Origin of the sequence: Mesorhizobium sp. M1322 (assembly GCF_040318085.1) — a bacterium.
Lineage (GTDB): Bacteria > Pseudomonadota > Alphaproteobacteria > Rhizobiales > Rhizobiaceae > Mesorhizobium.
Genome location: NZ_JAMYLP010000019.1, coordinates 49,852 through 63,970 on the forward strand (window position 1 = coordinate 49,852; position 14,119 = coordinate 63,970).

17 protein-coding genes are annotated in these 14,119 nt (G+C 62.0%); 14 read left to right on the top strand and 3 right to left on the bottom strand.

The annotated features are described in order from the left end of the window. The first annotated feature begins 57 nt into the window (after positions 1–57). A complete protein-coding gene (locus tag NKH12_RS10105) occupies positions 58–723 on the top strand; it encodes a tetratricopeptide repeat protein (protein WP_352952975.1) in 666 nt (221 codons plus the stop codon). 65 nt (positions 724–788) lie between these two features. Next, positions 789–2,222 carry a ribosome biogenesis GTPase Der gene (gene der, locus NKH12_RS10110; protein ID WP_352952976.1) on the top strand — a complete coding sequence of 478 codons (1,434 nt, stop codon included), beginning with the start codon at positions 789–791 and terminating at the stop codon, positions 2,220–2,222. A 250-nt stretch (positions 2,223–2,472) separates the two neighbouring features. Here der and NKH12_RS10115 read toward each other — a convergent pair whose 3' ends face one another. Continuing rightward, entirely contained in the window at positions 2,473–3,228 is a 756-nt protein-coding gene (locus NKH12_RS10115) for an SDR family NAD(P)-dependent oxidoreductase (protein WP_352952977.1), read from the bottom strand. 189 nt (positions 3,229–3,417) lie between these two features. Between NKH12_RS10115 and NKH12_RS10120 the strand changes: the two genes are divergently transcribed. The 12 genes from NKH12_RS10120 (at position 3,418) to NKH12_RS10175 (ending at position 11,819) form a co-directional block, all read left to right on the top strand. After that, positions 3,418–4,014: a L,D-transpeptidase gene (locus NKH12_RS10120; RefSeq protein WP_352952978.1), complete on the top strand. Its 597-nt coding sequence runs from the start codon at positions 3,418–3,420 to the stop codon at positions 4,012–4,014. A gap of 199 nt (positions 4,015–4,213) precedes the next feature. Then, complete coding sequence (locus NKH12_RS10125) at positions 4,214–4,351, top strand: ABC transporter (protein WP_244749584.1); 138 nt, start codon at positions 4,214–4,216, stop codon at positions 4,349–4,351. 141 nt (positions 4,352–4,492) lie between these two features. After that, positions 4,493–5,077 carry a hypothetical protein gene (locus NKH12_RS10130; protein WP_029355499.1) on the top strand — a complete coding sequence of 195 codons (585 nt, stop codon included), beginning with the start codon at positions 4,493–4,495 and terminating at the stop codon, positions 5,075–5,077. A 158-nt stretch (positions 5,078–5,235) separates the two neighbouring features. Further along, positions 5,236–5,823: a protein-S-isoprenylcysteine O-methyltransferase gene (locus tag NKH12_RS10135; RefSeq protein WP_352953007.1), complete on the top strand. Its 588-nt coding sequence runs from the start codon at positions 5,236–5,238 to the stop codon at positions 5,821–5,823. Positions 5,824–5,833: 10 nt separating this feature from the next. Further along, positions 5,834–6,613, top strand: a complete 780-nt coding sequence (locus tag NKH12_RS10140; protein ID WP_352952979.1) for a hypothetical protein — start codon at positions 5,834–5,836, stop codon at positions 6,611–6,613. After that, a complete protein-coding gene (locus NKH12_RS10145) occupies positions 6,610–7,500 on the top strand; it encodes an SDR family NAD(P)-dependent oxidoreductase (RefSeq protein ID WP_352952980.1) in 891 nt (296 codons plus the stop codon). Before NKH12_RS10140 ends, NKH12_RS10145 begins: the two co-directional genes overlap by 4 nt. A 181-nt stretch (positions 7,501–7,681) precedes the next feature. Then, entirely contained in the window at positions 7,682–8,866 is a 1,185-nt protein-coding gene (locus NKH12_RS10150) for a cell wall hydrolase (protein WP_352952981.1), read from the top strand. A 242-nt stretch (positions 8,867–9,108) separates the two neighbouring features. Continuing rightward, positions 9,109–9,507 carry an AtpZ/AtpI family protein gene (locus tag NKH12_RS10155; RefSeq protein WP_352952982.1) on the top strand — a complete coding sequence of 133 codons (399 nt, stop codon included), beginning with the start codon at positions 9,109–9,111 and terminating at the stop codon, positions 9,505–9,507. A gap of 71 nt (positions 9,508–9,578) precedes the next feature. Beyond that, positions 9,579–10,337: a F0F1 ATP synthase subunit A gene (locus NKH12_RS10160; RefSeq protein WP_352952983.1), complete on the top strand. Its 759-nt coding sequence runs from the start codon at positions 9,579–9,581 to the stop codon at positions 10,335–10,337. 79 nt (positions 10,338–10,416) lie between these two features. Next, positions 10,417–10,641, top strand: a complete 225-nt coding sequence (locus NKH12_RS10165; protein ID WP_023799397.1) for a F0F1 ATP synthase subunit C — start codon at positions 10,417–10,419, stop codon at positions 10,639–10,641. A 76-nt stretch (positions 10,642–10,717) separates the two neighbouring features. Then, positions 10,718–11,317, top strand: coding sequence for a F0F1 ATP synthase subunit B (locus NKH12_RS10170; RefSeq protein WP_352952984.1), 600 nt, complete (start codon positions 10,718–10,720; stop codon positions 11,315–11,317). Positions 11,318–11,327: 10 nt separating this feature from the next. After that, positions 11,328–11,819: a F0F1 ATP synthase subunit B gene (locus NKH12_RS10175; protein ID WP_352952985.1), complete on the top strand. Its 492-nt coding sequence runs from the start codon at positions 11,328–11,330 to the stop codon at positions 11,817–11,819. Positions 11,820–12,114: 295 nt separating this feature from the next. Here NKH12_RS10175 and rnhB read toward each other — a convergent pair whose 3' ends face one another. Both rnhB and NKH12_RS10185 read right to left on the bottom strand, forming a co-directional pair. Beyond that, positions 12,115–12,810 (bottom strand): ribonuclease HII, encoded by a 696-nt coding sequence (rnhB, locus tag NKH12_RS10180; protein ID WP_352952986.1) that lies wholly within the window; start codon positions 12,808–12,810, stop codon positions 12,115–12,117. Positions 12,811–12,963: 153 nt separating this feature from the next. Then, positions 12,964–14,118 carry a PA0069 family radical SAM protein gene (locus NKH12_RS10185; RefSeq protein ID WP_352952987.1) on the bottom strand — a complete coding sequence of 385 codons (1,155 nt, stop codon included), beginning with the start codon at positions 14,116–14,118 and terminating at the stop codon, positions 12,964–12,966. Position 14,119: the final 1 nt, after the last annotated feature.

Consider the following 14,119-nt stretch of genomic DNA (forward strand, 5'->3'; position numbering starts at 1 on the left):
AATTTCGCTAAAACGCGGGCTCACGAACCGCCCTGGGGCGGGCAGGATGGTTTTGAGATGTCGGACGACAGTTTTATCCGCGAAGTCAACGAAGAGATGCGTCGCGATCAGGCGCATGCGCTATGGGACCGTTTTGGTCCGGCCTTGCTTGCGCTCGCGGTGTTGGTGGTGGTCGGAACCGCCGCCTTTGTCGGCTATCGCTATTGGGACGAGACCCGCGCCAATCGCTCGGGCGACGCCTTCTCGCAGGCGCTGAAGCTTGCCAATGAGGGCAAGAGCGACGAAGCGCTGGCAGCCCTCGCTGCGTTGGAAAAGGATGGCTACGGCGCCTATCCGCTGCTCGCCCGCATGCGCGCGGCAACCGTCAAGGCGGATAAGGGCGATTTCGCCGCCGCCGTCAAGGACTTCGACGAGGTCGCCGCCGACACGGACATTTCATCAGGCCTTCGCGACATGGCGCGCCTCAGGGCAGCACTGCTGCTCGTCGACCACGGTTCCTTCGCCGATGTCTCCAGCCGCGTCGAGGCTCTCACCGCCGACACCAACCCGCTGCGCCACACGGCGCGCGAAGCGCTCGGCCTTGCCGCCTGGAAAGAAGGCAAGGCGACGGACGCACTGAAACTGTTCGACCAGATCGCCTCGGATGACAGCGCCCCGCGCAATGCGCGCGAGCGGGCGACGTTGATGTCCGAGCTGATCCGTGGGTCGGGCGGCGTGTCGTAATGCATGTCGCCCAAAAGTGTGTAGCGGTTTTGGAACAACGACATGCATGGCAGATGTAGGGCCGCATGACGTTCAAAGTCGCCATCATCGGCCGGCCTAACGTCGGCAAATCGACCCTTTTCAATCGTCTGGTGGGAAGGAAGCTGGCGCTTGTCGACGACACGCCGGGCGTCACCCGCGACCGTCGCGTCCATGCCGCCAAGCTCTACGATCTGCATTTCGACGTCATCGACACCGCTGGCTTCGAGGATGCTGCAGCTTCGACGCTGCCGGGCCGCATGCGCGCCCAGACCGAGATCGCCATCCGCGAAGCCGACCTGATCTTTTTCACGATCGATGCCAAGTCCGGGCTGATGCCTGACGACAAGACCTTCGCCGAGATCGTGCGCAAATCCGGCAAGCCGGTTGTCGTCGTCGCCAACAAGGCCGAAGCGCGCGGCGCCCAGGGCGGCATGCTGGAGGCCTGGGAACTCGGCCTTGGCGAGCCGATCCCGGTCTCGGCCGAACACGGCCAGGGCCTGCCCGATTTGCGCGATGCGGTGATATCAGCACTGGGCGAGGCGCGCGCCTTCGGCGAAGAAGAAGAGGATGCGGACGAGGAGACCGCCGCCAGCGAGGTGCTGATCGGGGAGGACATCACCGATCCTGATGCCGAGCCGAGCTATGACGATACCAAACCGATGCGCATCGCCGTTGTCGGTCGCCCGAATGCCGGCAAATCGACGCTGATCAACGCGCTGATCGGCGAGGAGCGGCTGTTGACCGGACCGGAAGCCGGCATCACCCGTGACTCCATCTCCGTCGACTGGGACTGGCATGGGCGCCGGCTGAAACTGTTCGACACGGCCGGCATGCGCCGCAAGGCCAGGATTCACGAGAAGCTGGAAGTCATGTCGGTGCAGGACGGCTTGCGCGCCATCCGCTTTGCCGAGATCGTCATCATCGTGCTCGACGCCACCATTCCCTTCGAGAAGCAGGATCTGCAAATCGCCGACCTGATCATCCGCGAGGGCCGCGCGCCGGTGATCGCCTTCAACAAATGGGATATGATCGACCACCCCCAGGAACTCCTGGCGGAACTGCGCGAGAAGACTGAGCGGCTGTTGCCACAGGCGCGCGGCATGCAGGCGGTGCCGGTCTCGGCCGAGACCGGGCGCGGCCTCGACAAGCTGATGGATGCCGTCATCAGGACGCACAGAGTGTGGAACAGCCGCGTCTCGACCGGCAAGCTCAACCGCTGGCTGGAAGGCATCCTGGCGCATCATCCGCCGCCTGCCGTCGCCGGGCGCCGGCTGAAGATCAAATATGTCACGCAGGCCAAGACGCGCCCGCCGGGCTTCGTCGTGTCCTGCTCACGGCCGGACGCGGTGCCGCAATCCTATGTCCGCTATCTCTCCAACAGTCTGCGCGAAGCCTTCGACATGCCAGGGGTGCCGATCCGCATCGCCTTGCGCACCTCGGAAAATCCGTTCGCCAGCAAGGCCAAAAAACGCCGCTGAGCGCCGCGTCTTCTGGGCGCCCGCATCAGGCTACGCTCCGCTGGCCGCTCGCGGGCAGCGCCTGCACACTTTCGGGCAGGGATTCCACCGCCACCTGCAGCAGGATGTCGGCAAGTCACGCCGCCACCGGGTCTGGCTCGGCCTCCCTTGCGACGCGGGAACAGCGCCATCTCAGGCAGTGCGGGCAGCCCGGCGATCTGCGGCGTCATCACCTTGACAGCAGCCAGCCGAGTGGGGCCAGCCACCGCACCTAATGGGCGGTGTAAGCTCCGTCCACCAGATGGTAGCTCCCAGTGATAAAGCTGGCCTGATCGGACAACAGGAAGCATACAAGAGTCGCTACCTCTTCCGGTTTGCCGCGTCTGCCCATCGGCTGAAGGGCTGCCATGCGCCGGGTGGCTAATATCTCCATTTGCTCCGATAAAAGAGGCGTTTCGATCCAGCCGGGGCCGACGACATTGATCCGGATGCCCATCCTCGCATATTCAATCGCCGCCACCTTGGTCAATCCAACGACCCCGTGTTTCGCTGCCGTGTATGCGGACGCAGTCGGCAAGCCGACGGAACCGAGAATCGAGGACATGTTCACGATGGCGCCTCCGCCTCGATCCAGCATCGCGGCGATTTCGTACTTCATGCTGTAGAAGACGCCATTCAGATTGACGTCTATCAGTCTGTGCCAGTTGTCGAGCGGATAGTCTGCCGTTGCTTTTCGAACGCCGTCGATACCTGCATTGTTTACCGCCACATCCAGTCCGCCGCATTTCTGGATAGTGAACTCGATCAGCTTTTCGACGGCTGCCGCATCCGTGACATCGACCGCAACGTCGTAGGCCCTGCCTCCTTGCGCGTTTATTTCGGCGGCCATGCAGCGCGCGGCCTCGGCATCAAGATCGGCGACAACAACCTCGGCTCCTTCCTGCGCGAGTTGCCGTGAAACAGCCGCTCCTATTCCGGAGCCTCCGCCGGTCACAATCGCGACTTTACCCTGGAAGTCAGGCTTCATGGTCTCTGTCCTATGCCATCGTGACATAACCGAACAGAGGCAGACGGTTATCGCAAGAAGTTTCGCTCCAATTCGCTTATCAATCCTGTGAATTCATTTTGCTACCAGACAGCGAGACTTGGCCCGCCGGCCTTGCAATGGTAGAGACGAGGGCGGGCGGTAGATTGACCAGTTTCCTAGCAGGTAGAAATGGATGAACACCACATTGCGCGCCGGGGGCTCGTGCTGGGTAGTCTGGCTCTGATGCTTTCCGGATGTACGTCGACGTTACGACAGGTGACGGAGCCGATTTCATCCGCGTTCGGACCAAGGAATGGCCTCAATCCTCGTTTCCGACGGCGGCATGTGCGGTACGACGGCAACGAGCCGCCTGGAACGATCGTCGTCGATACTTCGCAACGTTTTCTCTATGCCGTCGAGACCGACGGGTGGGCGACGCGCTACGGCGTCGGCGTCGGCGAGCAGGGACTTTCGTTCAAGGGTACAGCGACCGTCGCCCGCAAGGCGGACTGGCCGTCGTGGACACCCACCGCCAACATGATGAGGCGCAAGCCGCGCCTGGTGAAGTATGCAGGGGGGGTCCCCGGCGGACCAAATAACCCGCTTGGTGCACGTGCCCTTTATCTCTATCGCAACGGGCGCGACACCCACTTCCGGATACATGGTACAAACGAGCCATGGACGATAGGCACAGCGGTATCGAACGGGTGCATCCGTTTGATCAATGACGACATCATCGACCTCTACGACCGTACACCTTTGGGCACCACGGTGGTGGTTATTTGATGGTGGGCAGGCCTGATTTCCGTTGGATGGTGAACCCTGCCAGCACGTCACTGCAAAGGTGCCGCCTGCAACCGGGTGCCGACTGTGGCATTTCTGCACTAGGCTTTGGTGTAGATCGCAGCTAACTTGGCGGGGCTGCATATCTTTTTATTTGTGGCGATTCTATAGGCTGTTCCGCCCCTGGGGAAAGGATTGCTTGATGAGCAGGATGTTGATTGTAATGGTTGCTACCCTCGCCGTTACCAGCCTGAGCGGCTGCGCGAACGGGATCGGTAAAGGGAAGGGGAAGGCTCCTCCGCCGGAACCCGCTGCCGTAGAAGAGCCCGTGATTAAATAAGCACCGGCTTTCGGAGATTTGGGGAAGGGCCGCCAGGCCCTTCCCTATCGATATACAGGGGCCAAGGCCGATTCGCAGCCTACCTGCGGTTAACGGGCATTGGCTGATCCTAGGTCTGCGGTCCTCGGAGTTCTGGATGAGATGACGCTTGTAAGTGGCCGTTCAACAATTGTGGCCCTGCTCGCGCTTGTCGCGGCGTCATGTCAGTCGCAGGACAACAAGCCCCAGCCGACTTTTGTGTCCAATGATCGCGCATTGAAAACCGCGGCAATGCCGGCGCGCGCGGCCCAACGGCATTTCATCGAGTTCCGCTCCCGATACGCCCTTACCTACGGCCATTCCTACGTGATTTTTGGACGATTGAACCAGGCGGGACGGATGGTCAACCCCGAAGTCGCGGGGCTCGCTCCGAAGTCCGATGATCCCAATGTCTATGTTCTCGGCCATTTGGCGCCCGTGCCAGCCTCGACCGGGTGGACGGACGGCGACCTGGAAGATGCCTACCGGTCGGCAAGCTGGCGAGTTTTGCTCACCGAAGCCGAATATAGGAAAGTCGTCGCGAGCATACGAAAGCTGCAGGCCAGTTCTCCACTTTGGCACGCCTCGCTTTACAACTGCAACGCATTCGTAGCGGACATCGCCAGATCGATGGGGTATAAGACCCCCGGTACCTGGCTCCGGCCGCAACAATTCATAACCAAGCTTCGGGAGATGAACGGGGGTTGAAATGCGATCGGCAAAACCCGCTTTCGCCTCATTCGCCCGGTTAAGTCCGAAAGAAACTCGCTCTGAATGTCGATCGGTCGACAACTCGGACGGTGACATCGTTGCGACGGCTTATCGTGGTCCAGATCGAGAAAAGGCTCCGGTGACCTGAAGTGACCATTGCTGTAGCCACAGTTGGCGAGATCATATGGGTGATCGGCATCGTTGCTTGGTACGTGATCCGGTATCCCTTCGAGCGCCGGGCAAGGCGCGTGCGAATTGTAGCTGGCGGCCGCTCAATTTCCGACACCGTCGGGCTTGCGTCGGCTCTCCTTGGCCTGGCGATCCTGCCTGGCTTCTATGTCGCCACCGGCATCCCCGCAGCGGCTGACTATCCGGCCAGCGTGTGGTCGGTGGCGCTCGGAACCCTCATCTTCTGCTCTGCGCTGTGGATTTTTCGCATGTCCCACAAGGAACTTGGCCGTAACTGGTCGATTACGCTCGAGATTCGCGAACGGCATGAACTGGTCAGCGCCGGGCCATACGCCTTGGTCCGTCACCCGATGTACACCTCGTTCCTGCTTATGGGGCTCGGCCAGCTCTTTCTGCTGCCGAACTGGGTCGCGGGCATATCCGGTTTGATTGGTTTCACCGTCCTTTTCCTGCTGAGAGTGGACAAGGAAGAGCGTATGATGCTGGAGAATTTAGGCTCGCAATACCGTGCCTATATGGAAAAGACCAAGCGAATAGTCCCTTATCTTTACTAGAGGTCTTTTGATGCGAGGCCGAGCCCTCAAGCTTTCGGCGCCCCGGCGCCTTGTTGGCGATCTGATGAGGTTTTCGATCGGCGTGCCACGGGTCGCGGTGCAGCGTCAGATGAACCTCGGCCCACTCGTAAGGGCTAGAATGGCGCAGCAGATCAGGCCCTCGTGGACCGCGATCTTCCTGAAAGGATATGCGCTTCTCGCCCTAGAGATGCCGGAGCTGCGGCGCGCCTATGTCAAGTTGCCCTGGCCGCAGCTTTACGAGTATCCGGCAAGCGTAGCCTCGATTGCCCACGAGCGCGAATATGATGGCGAGCCGGCCGTTCTGCTGAGCTGCATCAAACGTCCGGAGCGTTACTCTATCACGGAACTTGAGGAATCCATCCACGCGGCTCGATCACGGCCGATCCTGGAGGTCCCGGAGTTCCGGCGTGCCTTGCGGATGGCAGGTGCGCCCGCGCCCGTCAGGTGGCTGCTTATGTGGCTAGGGTTGAACATCGCTCGGCAAAGGGCAAATTACTTCGGTACCTTCCAACTGTCCGTCTATTCTGGTCTCGGTGCGGAATCACTCAACCCGCTGACACCATTGACCACGCTTCTAAACTACGGTCCGATCGGCAAAGACGGATCGGTGAATGTCCGCATCCACTATGATCACCGGGTCATGGATGGAGCGAACGTCGCACGAGCACTGGAGAGATTCGAAAAGATTCTGAACGGCACTGTCGCCAATGAAGTGGTGCTGCTCGGTCAAAGTGTTGCCGCTCCTGCAAGACAGAGGAACGCGACGTGATTTCGCACCGTGAATTCCGGCCAGCCGTCGTTGTGATTGGCGGCTCGGGTGGAATTGGCCGGGCAATTGCGAGCGTCGCTGCACGGGAGCACGGCGCGGTTGTGCTGGTTGCCCGCTCGCCCGAGGGTTTGGCCGCCGCGGCGTCTGAGGTTCGGGAGGCGGGTGGCGAGGCATTCACGCTTGAGTTGGATCTCGTGGCAGGCGATGCGCCAATGCGCCTGGAGGGCTTTCTGTCCGCACACGGCCTTGTCTGTGATGTCCTGGTCAACAGCGCCGGCTATGGCCTGCGGGGCGCCACGACGGCGCTGCCTATCGATGGTCAACTCGGCATCATCGATCTCAACATCCATTCCCTCACCGAACTGACCCTCCATTTTCTGCCCGGAATGGTGGCGCGCCGACGGGGCGGGGTGCTCAACCTCAGTTCCGTGGCCGGGTTCCTTCCCGGGCCTTACATGGCTCTGTACTTCGCTAGCAAAGGTTTCGTGCGCGTCTTCTCAGAGGCGCTTCACCAGGAATTGCGCCGAACCGGTGTGACGGTCACATGCGTGGCACCAGGCCCGGTGTCGACGGAGTTTCTCGCAAGGTCAGGCGCCAATCAGACGGTGCTCTTCAACATCTTGCCCAAAGTGGATCCGGAGTATGTGGCCGAACGGGCGTGGCGAGGGTTCAAATCCGGACGTCGCCTCGTCGTGCCGGGAATCTCGGCCAAGTTGACTGCCCTTGCGGCATCGCTCCTGCCTTCCGCAGCGCTGCTGCCCCTGGTCGGCCGGCTGCAACGCGGCGGCAATGATCAATGTCCTTGCGGTTCAGGCAGGAAGTTCAAGAAATGCTGCGGTACCCGCCAGATCCAGCTACGCCGGGGCCCTCGGGGAATTATCCCCTGACCGGACCAGCACGCCACCGAAAGACCTCATTGAAGCGAGAGACCGGTTATTGGGACCGTTGGAACCGTCTCCAACAACGCCTTTGAAATGATTGGCGCTGTCGAGCTCCGTTAACGCCCCATCAAGGTTAATGCATCATTGTGCCTCTCCAGTGGGGTCCGTTGCGTTTCTGGAGAGTTCCGTGCATCGACGTGTTTTGAAGCGGCTTGTCGCTTTCGCCGGTGAGAAAAGACGTTCCTTTCTGTCTCCTCTGGTCATTGGACTTGGCATCTGGGTCGGCTTTCCCAATGTCATTGCCTACCAGGACATGACGAGCCTGGTTTCCGGTCTCAAGGCGCCGAACGCCCGCTGGAACGCCTATGTCGAGAAATCCGTCGCCGGCTCGGTCCATGCCGCCGAAATGCCTTTCCTCGATTCCGACACCACCGGCTCGATCTCGGGTTCCGGCGTCCGGTTGCCCGGCATCGGCGCCGTGTCATTTCGCGGCAAGGGCAGCGTGGCCAGCACCACGCCCGACGAGGACCGCATCATGCGCGCCGACAAGAAGGGCCGCATCATCATCGTCTCGCCGGTCGCGCCGCCGAAGAACTTCAACGCCGGCTCGGTTTTCGAGCGCACCTCCTCGCTGCTTCGCCCGAGCATGGACAGCGGGCTGAAAATGGCTTTCGCCAGGCCCGAGATCAAAGGCAAGGAGATCCAGATTGCCGCCGCGTTTCATAGGCGCGTCGACAAGAAGGCGGATCCTGGCGTGCCGGCCATGCTGGCCGCCCTGGTCAACAACGATCGTGCCGACGTCCTAGCGACCGCCTACGCAGCGGCCGCGCCCGACTATGCCCAGGCTTCGCCCTTCGAGGCCTTGCTTCAGGACGAGAAGCCGAACGATGGCCGTTTCATTCCGCCGGTGGCCAAGGGCGATCATTCGTGGATGCAAACTCCGCTGCCGGCGAGCGTCTTCTCCAAGCCGGAACAGACTTGCCTCGCCAACGGCATCTATTTCGAGGCGCGCGGTGAATCCGTGCGCGGCCAGGCCGCCGTCGCCCAGGTCATCCTCAATCGCGTTCGCAATCCGGCCTATCCGAACTCGATCTGCGGCGTCGTCTATCAGAACGACAAATGGTTCAACCGTTGTCAGTTTTCCTTCGCTTGCGACGGCAGAAAGAAACGCATCCAGAGCCCAGCCCACTACAAGACCGCGCAGGATATCGCCATGGCAGTCACTGCCGGCAAGATCTTTATCCCGGAAGTCGGATCGTCGACCCATTATTACGCCAACTACGTCAACCCGGGTTGGGCGCGGACGATGAAAAAAATGACCAAGATCGGCCTGCACATCTTCTACCGCACCTATGGCGGCGGCTGGAGCTGAGCGCTCCGGCAAGGCCCGGGCGCGGTCGATAGAAGACCCGTCGCCGCAGGGATTCGGTCACGGTACGCCAGCGGCGGCAGCGGGCACGATGTCGCACCCTGGCAAGGCATTGATTTAATTAGAGAAAATACTTGAAGCTGAAGTCCCGCCCGTGGCTTGACGGGCGCGGACCCTCTAACTATGTTGCCGGCGACTTAAGAGCGGACGGACGGTGACGATCTGATCGGGCAAGGGGGGTTGCGATGGCCGACAAGAATGGGCCAGACGGAACCGGAGAAACCGGCCGCGGCAAACAGCGTCAAGCCGACATCCGCGACGACGATCTTGAGCGCCGCCGGCGCGACCTTGAAGCATCGCTTGCGACAAGGCGGCCGGACCGGCTCGAGGGGAAAGACGACGCGAAGGCGGGCAGTGCGGCCGGATATGGCCAGGCGCTCAAGCTGTCCAGCGAGTTCATCGCCGGGATAGTGGTTGGTGCTGGTCTCGGCTGGATCATCGACCGTGTGGCGGGGACATCGCCATGGGGTCTGATCGTGTTCCTGCTGCTGGGCTTTGGCGCCGGTGTGCTCAATGTCATGCGCTCCGCGGGGCTTATGGCGCAATTCGGACAGGGCGACAAAACCCACGATCCGAAAGAATGAACTTGAGGCGCCGTTTGCCGGCGCAGTGAACAGGACACTAAAGCCGCGTTCGGCTTTGATGGGGATTTAAAGTGGCTGCTGACAAGGTCGATCCGATTCACCAGTTCCATATCAGCAAGCTGATTCCGATCGAGATCGGCGGCTACGACCTGTCATTCACCAATTCGGCGCTCTTCATGGTCGCGACCGTCGCCGTTGCGTCGGCGTTCCTCTATCTCAGCACCTCGAGCCGCAGTCTCGTCCCCACCCGTCTTCAGTCGGTCTCGGAAATGGCCTACGAATTCGTCGGCAACATGCTGAGGGACGCAGCCGGAACCCAAGGCATGAAGTTCTTCCCCTTGGTATTTTCGCTGTTCATGTTCGTGCTCGTTGCCAATCTGCTCGGTCTTTTCCCGTATTTTTTCACCGTCACCAGCCACATCATCGTCACTTTCGGCCTTGCCGCGCTGGTGATCGGAACCGTCGTCGTCTATGGCTTCATGAAGCACGGCCTCGGTTTCCTGAAACTGTTCGTCCCGCATGGCGTGCCGATTTACCTGCTGCCGCTGGTGGTGCTGATCGAGGTGATTTCCTTCGTCTCGCGCCCGGTCAGCCTCTCGGTTCGTCTGTTTGCCAATATGCTGGCCGGCCACATCACGCTGAAGGTGTTCTCGGGCTTCGTTGTGAGCTTGAGCGCGCTTGGCACGCTCGGCATTGCGGGATCGGTCCTGCCGCTGGCGATGGCCGTGGCGCTGACGGCGCTAGAATTGCTGGTCGCCTTCCTGCAGGCGTACGTCTTTGCCGTGCTGACCTGCATGTATCTGAACGACGCCCTGCATCCCGGGCACTGACGCCCAGGCTGGCCAAGAGTTTCGGCATTGCTGCCGGATGGAATTGCAACGGAATTTTAGATCCAAAGGAGTTGAACACATGGAAGCAGAAGCAGCAAAGTTCATCGGCGCTGGCATCGCATGCCTCGGCATGGGTGGCGCCGGTATTGGCCTCGGCAACATCTTCGGCAGCTATCTGGCGGGCGCGTTGCGCAACCCGTCGGCCGCGGATGGCCAGTTTGGCCGCCTGATCTTTGGCTTCGCCGTGACCGAAGCGCTGGGCATCTTCTCCCTTCTCATCGCGCTTCTGGCCCTGTTCGGCTGAGCCCCTGGTCGGCTAACATTGGGAATTGGACAGGCCGGCCGCAATCGGCGGCAGGCCTGATATCAGGGGATAGTCCATGTTCGTGACATCTGCCTTTGCGCAAGAGTCCGCGCCCGCCGTCGAAGGCGGCCATACCGGCACGGAAGGCGATACGCATTCCGGCACCGGCGTGCCTGCCGAGGCGCACGGCGTGTTCCCGCCATTCGATCCGGCGACATTCCCGTCGCAGCTTCTGTGGCTGGCGATCACCTTCGGGCTGTTCTACCTGTTCCTGAAGAAGGTGGTGATGCCGCGTGTCGGCGGCATCATCGATGTCCGCAACGACCGCATCACGCAGGATCTCGACCACGCCGCCAGGCTGAAGGACGAGGCCGATGCCGCCGTTGCCGCCTATGAGCAGGAACTGGCGGAGGCCAAGACCAAGGCCAATGCGATCGGCCAGCAGGCCAACGATGCCGCCAAGGCGGAAGCCGAGGCCGCCCGCAAGAAGGTCGAGGCTGCTCTCGACCAGAAGCTTGGCGAAGCCGAGGCTCGCATTTCATCCATCAAGGCCAATGCCATGAAGGAAGTCGGCACGATCGCCGAGGACACCGCTTCGGCCATCGTCGAGGCGCTTGTCGGCGGCAAGGCCAGCAAGGCCGAGATCGCGGCAGCCGTCAAATCCGTGGCCCGGTGAGGAGCGCATCATGGACGCCACATCACTCGCGACACTTTGGGCCACCGTCGCCCTCGTCATTTTCCTGGCCATTGCCGTCTACATCAAGGTGCCTAAGCTGATCGCCAAGGCGCTCGACGCCCGCGCCGACAAGATCAGCAATGAGCTTGAAGAAGCGCGCCGGCTGCGCGAGGAGGCCCAGCAATTGCTCGGCCAATACCAGCGCAAGCGCAAGGAAGCCGAGCAGGAGGCCGCCGACATCGTCGCCGCCGCCAAGCGCGAGGCCGACATGCTGGCTGCCGAGGCGCACAAGAAGACCGAGGACTATGTCGCCCGGCGCACCGCACTTGCCGAACAGAAGATCGGTCAGGCCGAGCGCGAGGCGATCAGCGAGGTGCGCGCCAGCGCCGTCGATATCGCCGTCGAAGCCGCACGCACGCTGCTCGCCGGCAAGATCGACGCAAACGCCGGCGCCGACCTGTTCAAGGCCTCGCTTCAGGACGTGAAGTCGAAGCTGAATTAAGCGATTTTATCGAGAGATTCATCGAAAGCCGCCTGGGAAACCGGGCGGCTTTTTGTTGGGCGAAAGCGGCTGCGGGTAATCTCTCCCCTTGAGGGGGAGATGTCGCCGAAGGCGATAGAGGGGGTCGCCTCGGCTGGCGCGACGCCATGTAGGACGAAAGACAAGGTGGGCGCTTTGCGCGCGGCTACCCCCTCTGGCCTGCCGGCCATCTCCCCCTCAAGGGGGGAGATTACCCTCATCGCCGCTTTCGCCAATCTCCACCATTCGGCACGAAAGCGCGGCGGTGGACCGTCGCTCAATCCAGGCCCGAAAGGCTCTCTTCATCGAGCACTTCGGTTCCGCCAAGCCGGAACGGTGCGAAGGACGCGCGGTGCAGCCGCGCCACCGGTCCATGCATCTCGATCGCGGTGCGGTGACGGAGCGTCGCATAGCCCATATGGAGTTCGAACCCGTAATGCGCGTGATGGCTGCCGCAGCCGCACATCATCCGGTCACGCATCACCTTGGCGACGATCGAGGCGGCGGCGATCGACTGCGAGCGCTGGTCGCCCTTGATCAGCGCTCTGCCTTCACATGGCAGTCCGGGTGGCACGTCGCGCCCGTCGGCCAAGGCCAGCTTTGGCTGCACCGAGAGCCCGACCAATGCGCGACGCATCGCCTCCAGACTGGCCTTGAGAATATTGCTGCCATCGATGCCTTCCGCGCTGACCGAAGCCATCGACACGCCAAGAGCGGAGCCGAGGATTTTCAGGAACAGCGCCTCGCGCTGCAGATGGCTGAGGCGCTTGGAATCGTCGAGGCCGTCGGGAATGTTAGCGGGATCGAGCACCACCGCCGCCGCGACGACCGGCCCGGCGAGCGGGCCGCGGCCGGCCTCGTCCATTCCCGCCACCGGCCCCAGGCCCTCCGTCATCGCCTTCGTCTCGAAGGAGAAATCGGGTCTCTCGACGATTTCGAAGAGAAGCGGAGAATCAGAGCGCGCGCGAGCCATGTTGCGGCGAGGTTCGCATCGGCTCCGATTCTCCGCAAGCCCCTCCGGGTCGGTGGGGCACCGGACCCGGAGGGCACCGTCTGCAAGCCCGGGGACAGGACAGGCCGGACGGGATTTTTCACGTGCCGCCGGCAGCGGCGGCACACGATGTCTTCAAAGCAGCATCAGTTGCTCGGTTGCCTTGGCTGCGGCGACGAACTGGTCGGTCCTGAGCGACCGCCGCTCGGCATTGAGGCCAAGCCTTTTGGCGGCTATCTCGAAGCGCCGGCCGATCTGCCAGGCATAGGGGCCGGAGCCTTTCATGCGCTTGCCCCATTCCGAATCGTAATCCTTGCCGTCGCGCATCGAGCGGATCAGCGACATCACGTGACGGTAGCGGTCCGGATAATGGCGCAGCAGCCAATCCTTGAAGATCGGCGCGACCTCTAGCGGCAGGCGCAGCAGGACGTAGCCAGCCTCACGCGCGCCCGCCGCGTAGGCGGAATCAAGGATGCGCTCCATCTCCTGGTCGGTCAGTCCGGGGACGATCGGTGCGACCATGACCGAGGCCGGAATGCCGGCATCCGAAAGCTGCCTGATCGCCTCCAGCCGCTTGGTCGGCGTCGACGCGCGCGGCTCCATTGTTCTGGCCAGCATGCGGTCGAGCGTCGTCACCGACAGCGCCACCTTGGCCAGCCCGCGTTCGGCCATGCGCGACAGAATGTCGATGTCGCGCGTCACCAGCGCGGATTTGGTGACGATGCCGACCGGATGGCCGCGCGCCTCCAGCACTTCGAGGATCTCGCGCATGATCCGGTACTGCTTCTCGATCGGCTGGTAGGGATCGGTGTTGGTGCCGATGGCAATGGTGCGCGGCTGATAGCCGTCCTTCGACAGTTCCTTGTCGAGCAGCCGCGCCGCATCCGGCTTGGCGAAAAGCTTCGATTCGAAATCCAGCCCCGGCGACAGGCCCATGAAGCTGTGCGTCGGCCGCGCGAAGCAATAGACGCAGCCATGCTCGCAACCGCGATAGGGATTGATCGAACGGTCGAAGGAAATGTCGGGCGATTCGTTGCGGGTGATGATGGTGCGCGGCTTCTCGACCTGCACCTCGGTCTTGAACGGCGGCAGCTCCTCCAGCGAATTCCAGCCATCGTCGAACACATGCCGGCTGACCGGTTCAAACCGACCGGACGGATTGATGCCGGCGGACCGGCCGCGATTGCGCTCCGGACGGATACGGACGCCACTCTGCTCGATCATTGCATTGGCCATCTCGGCTCTTCCAGCCCCGAAGGCAGCAATGTCGGCACGCACGATCTGTTCCATT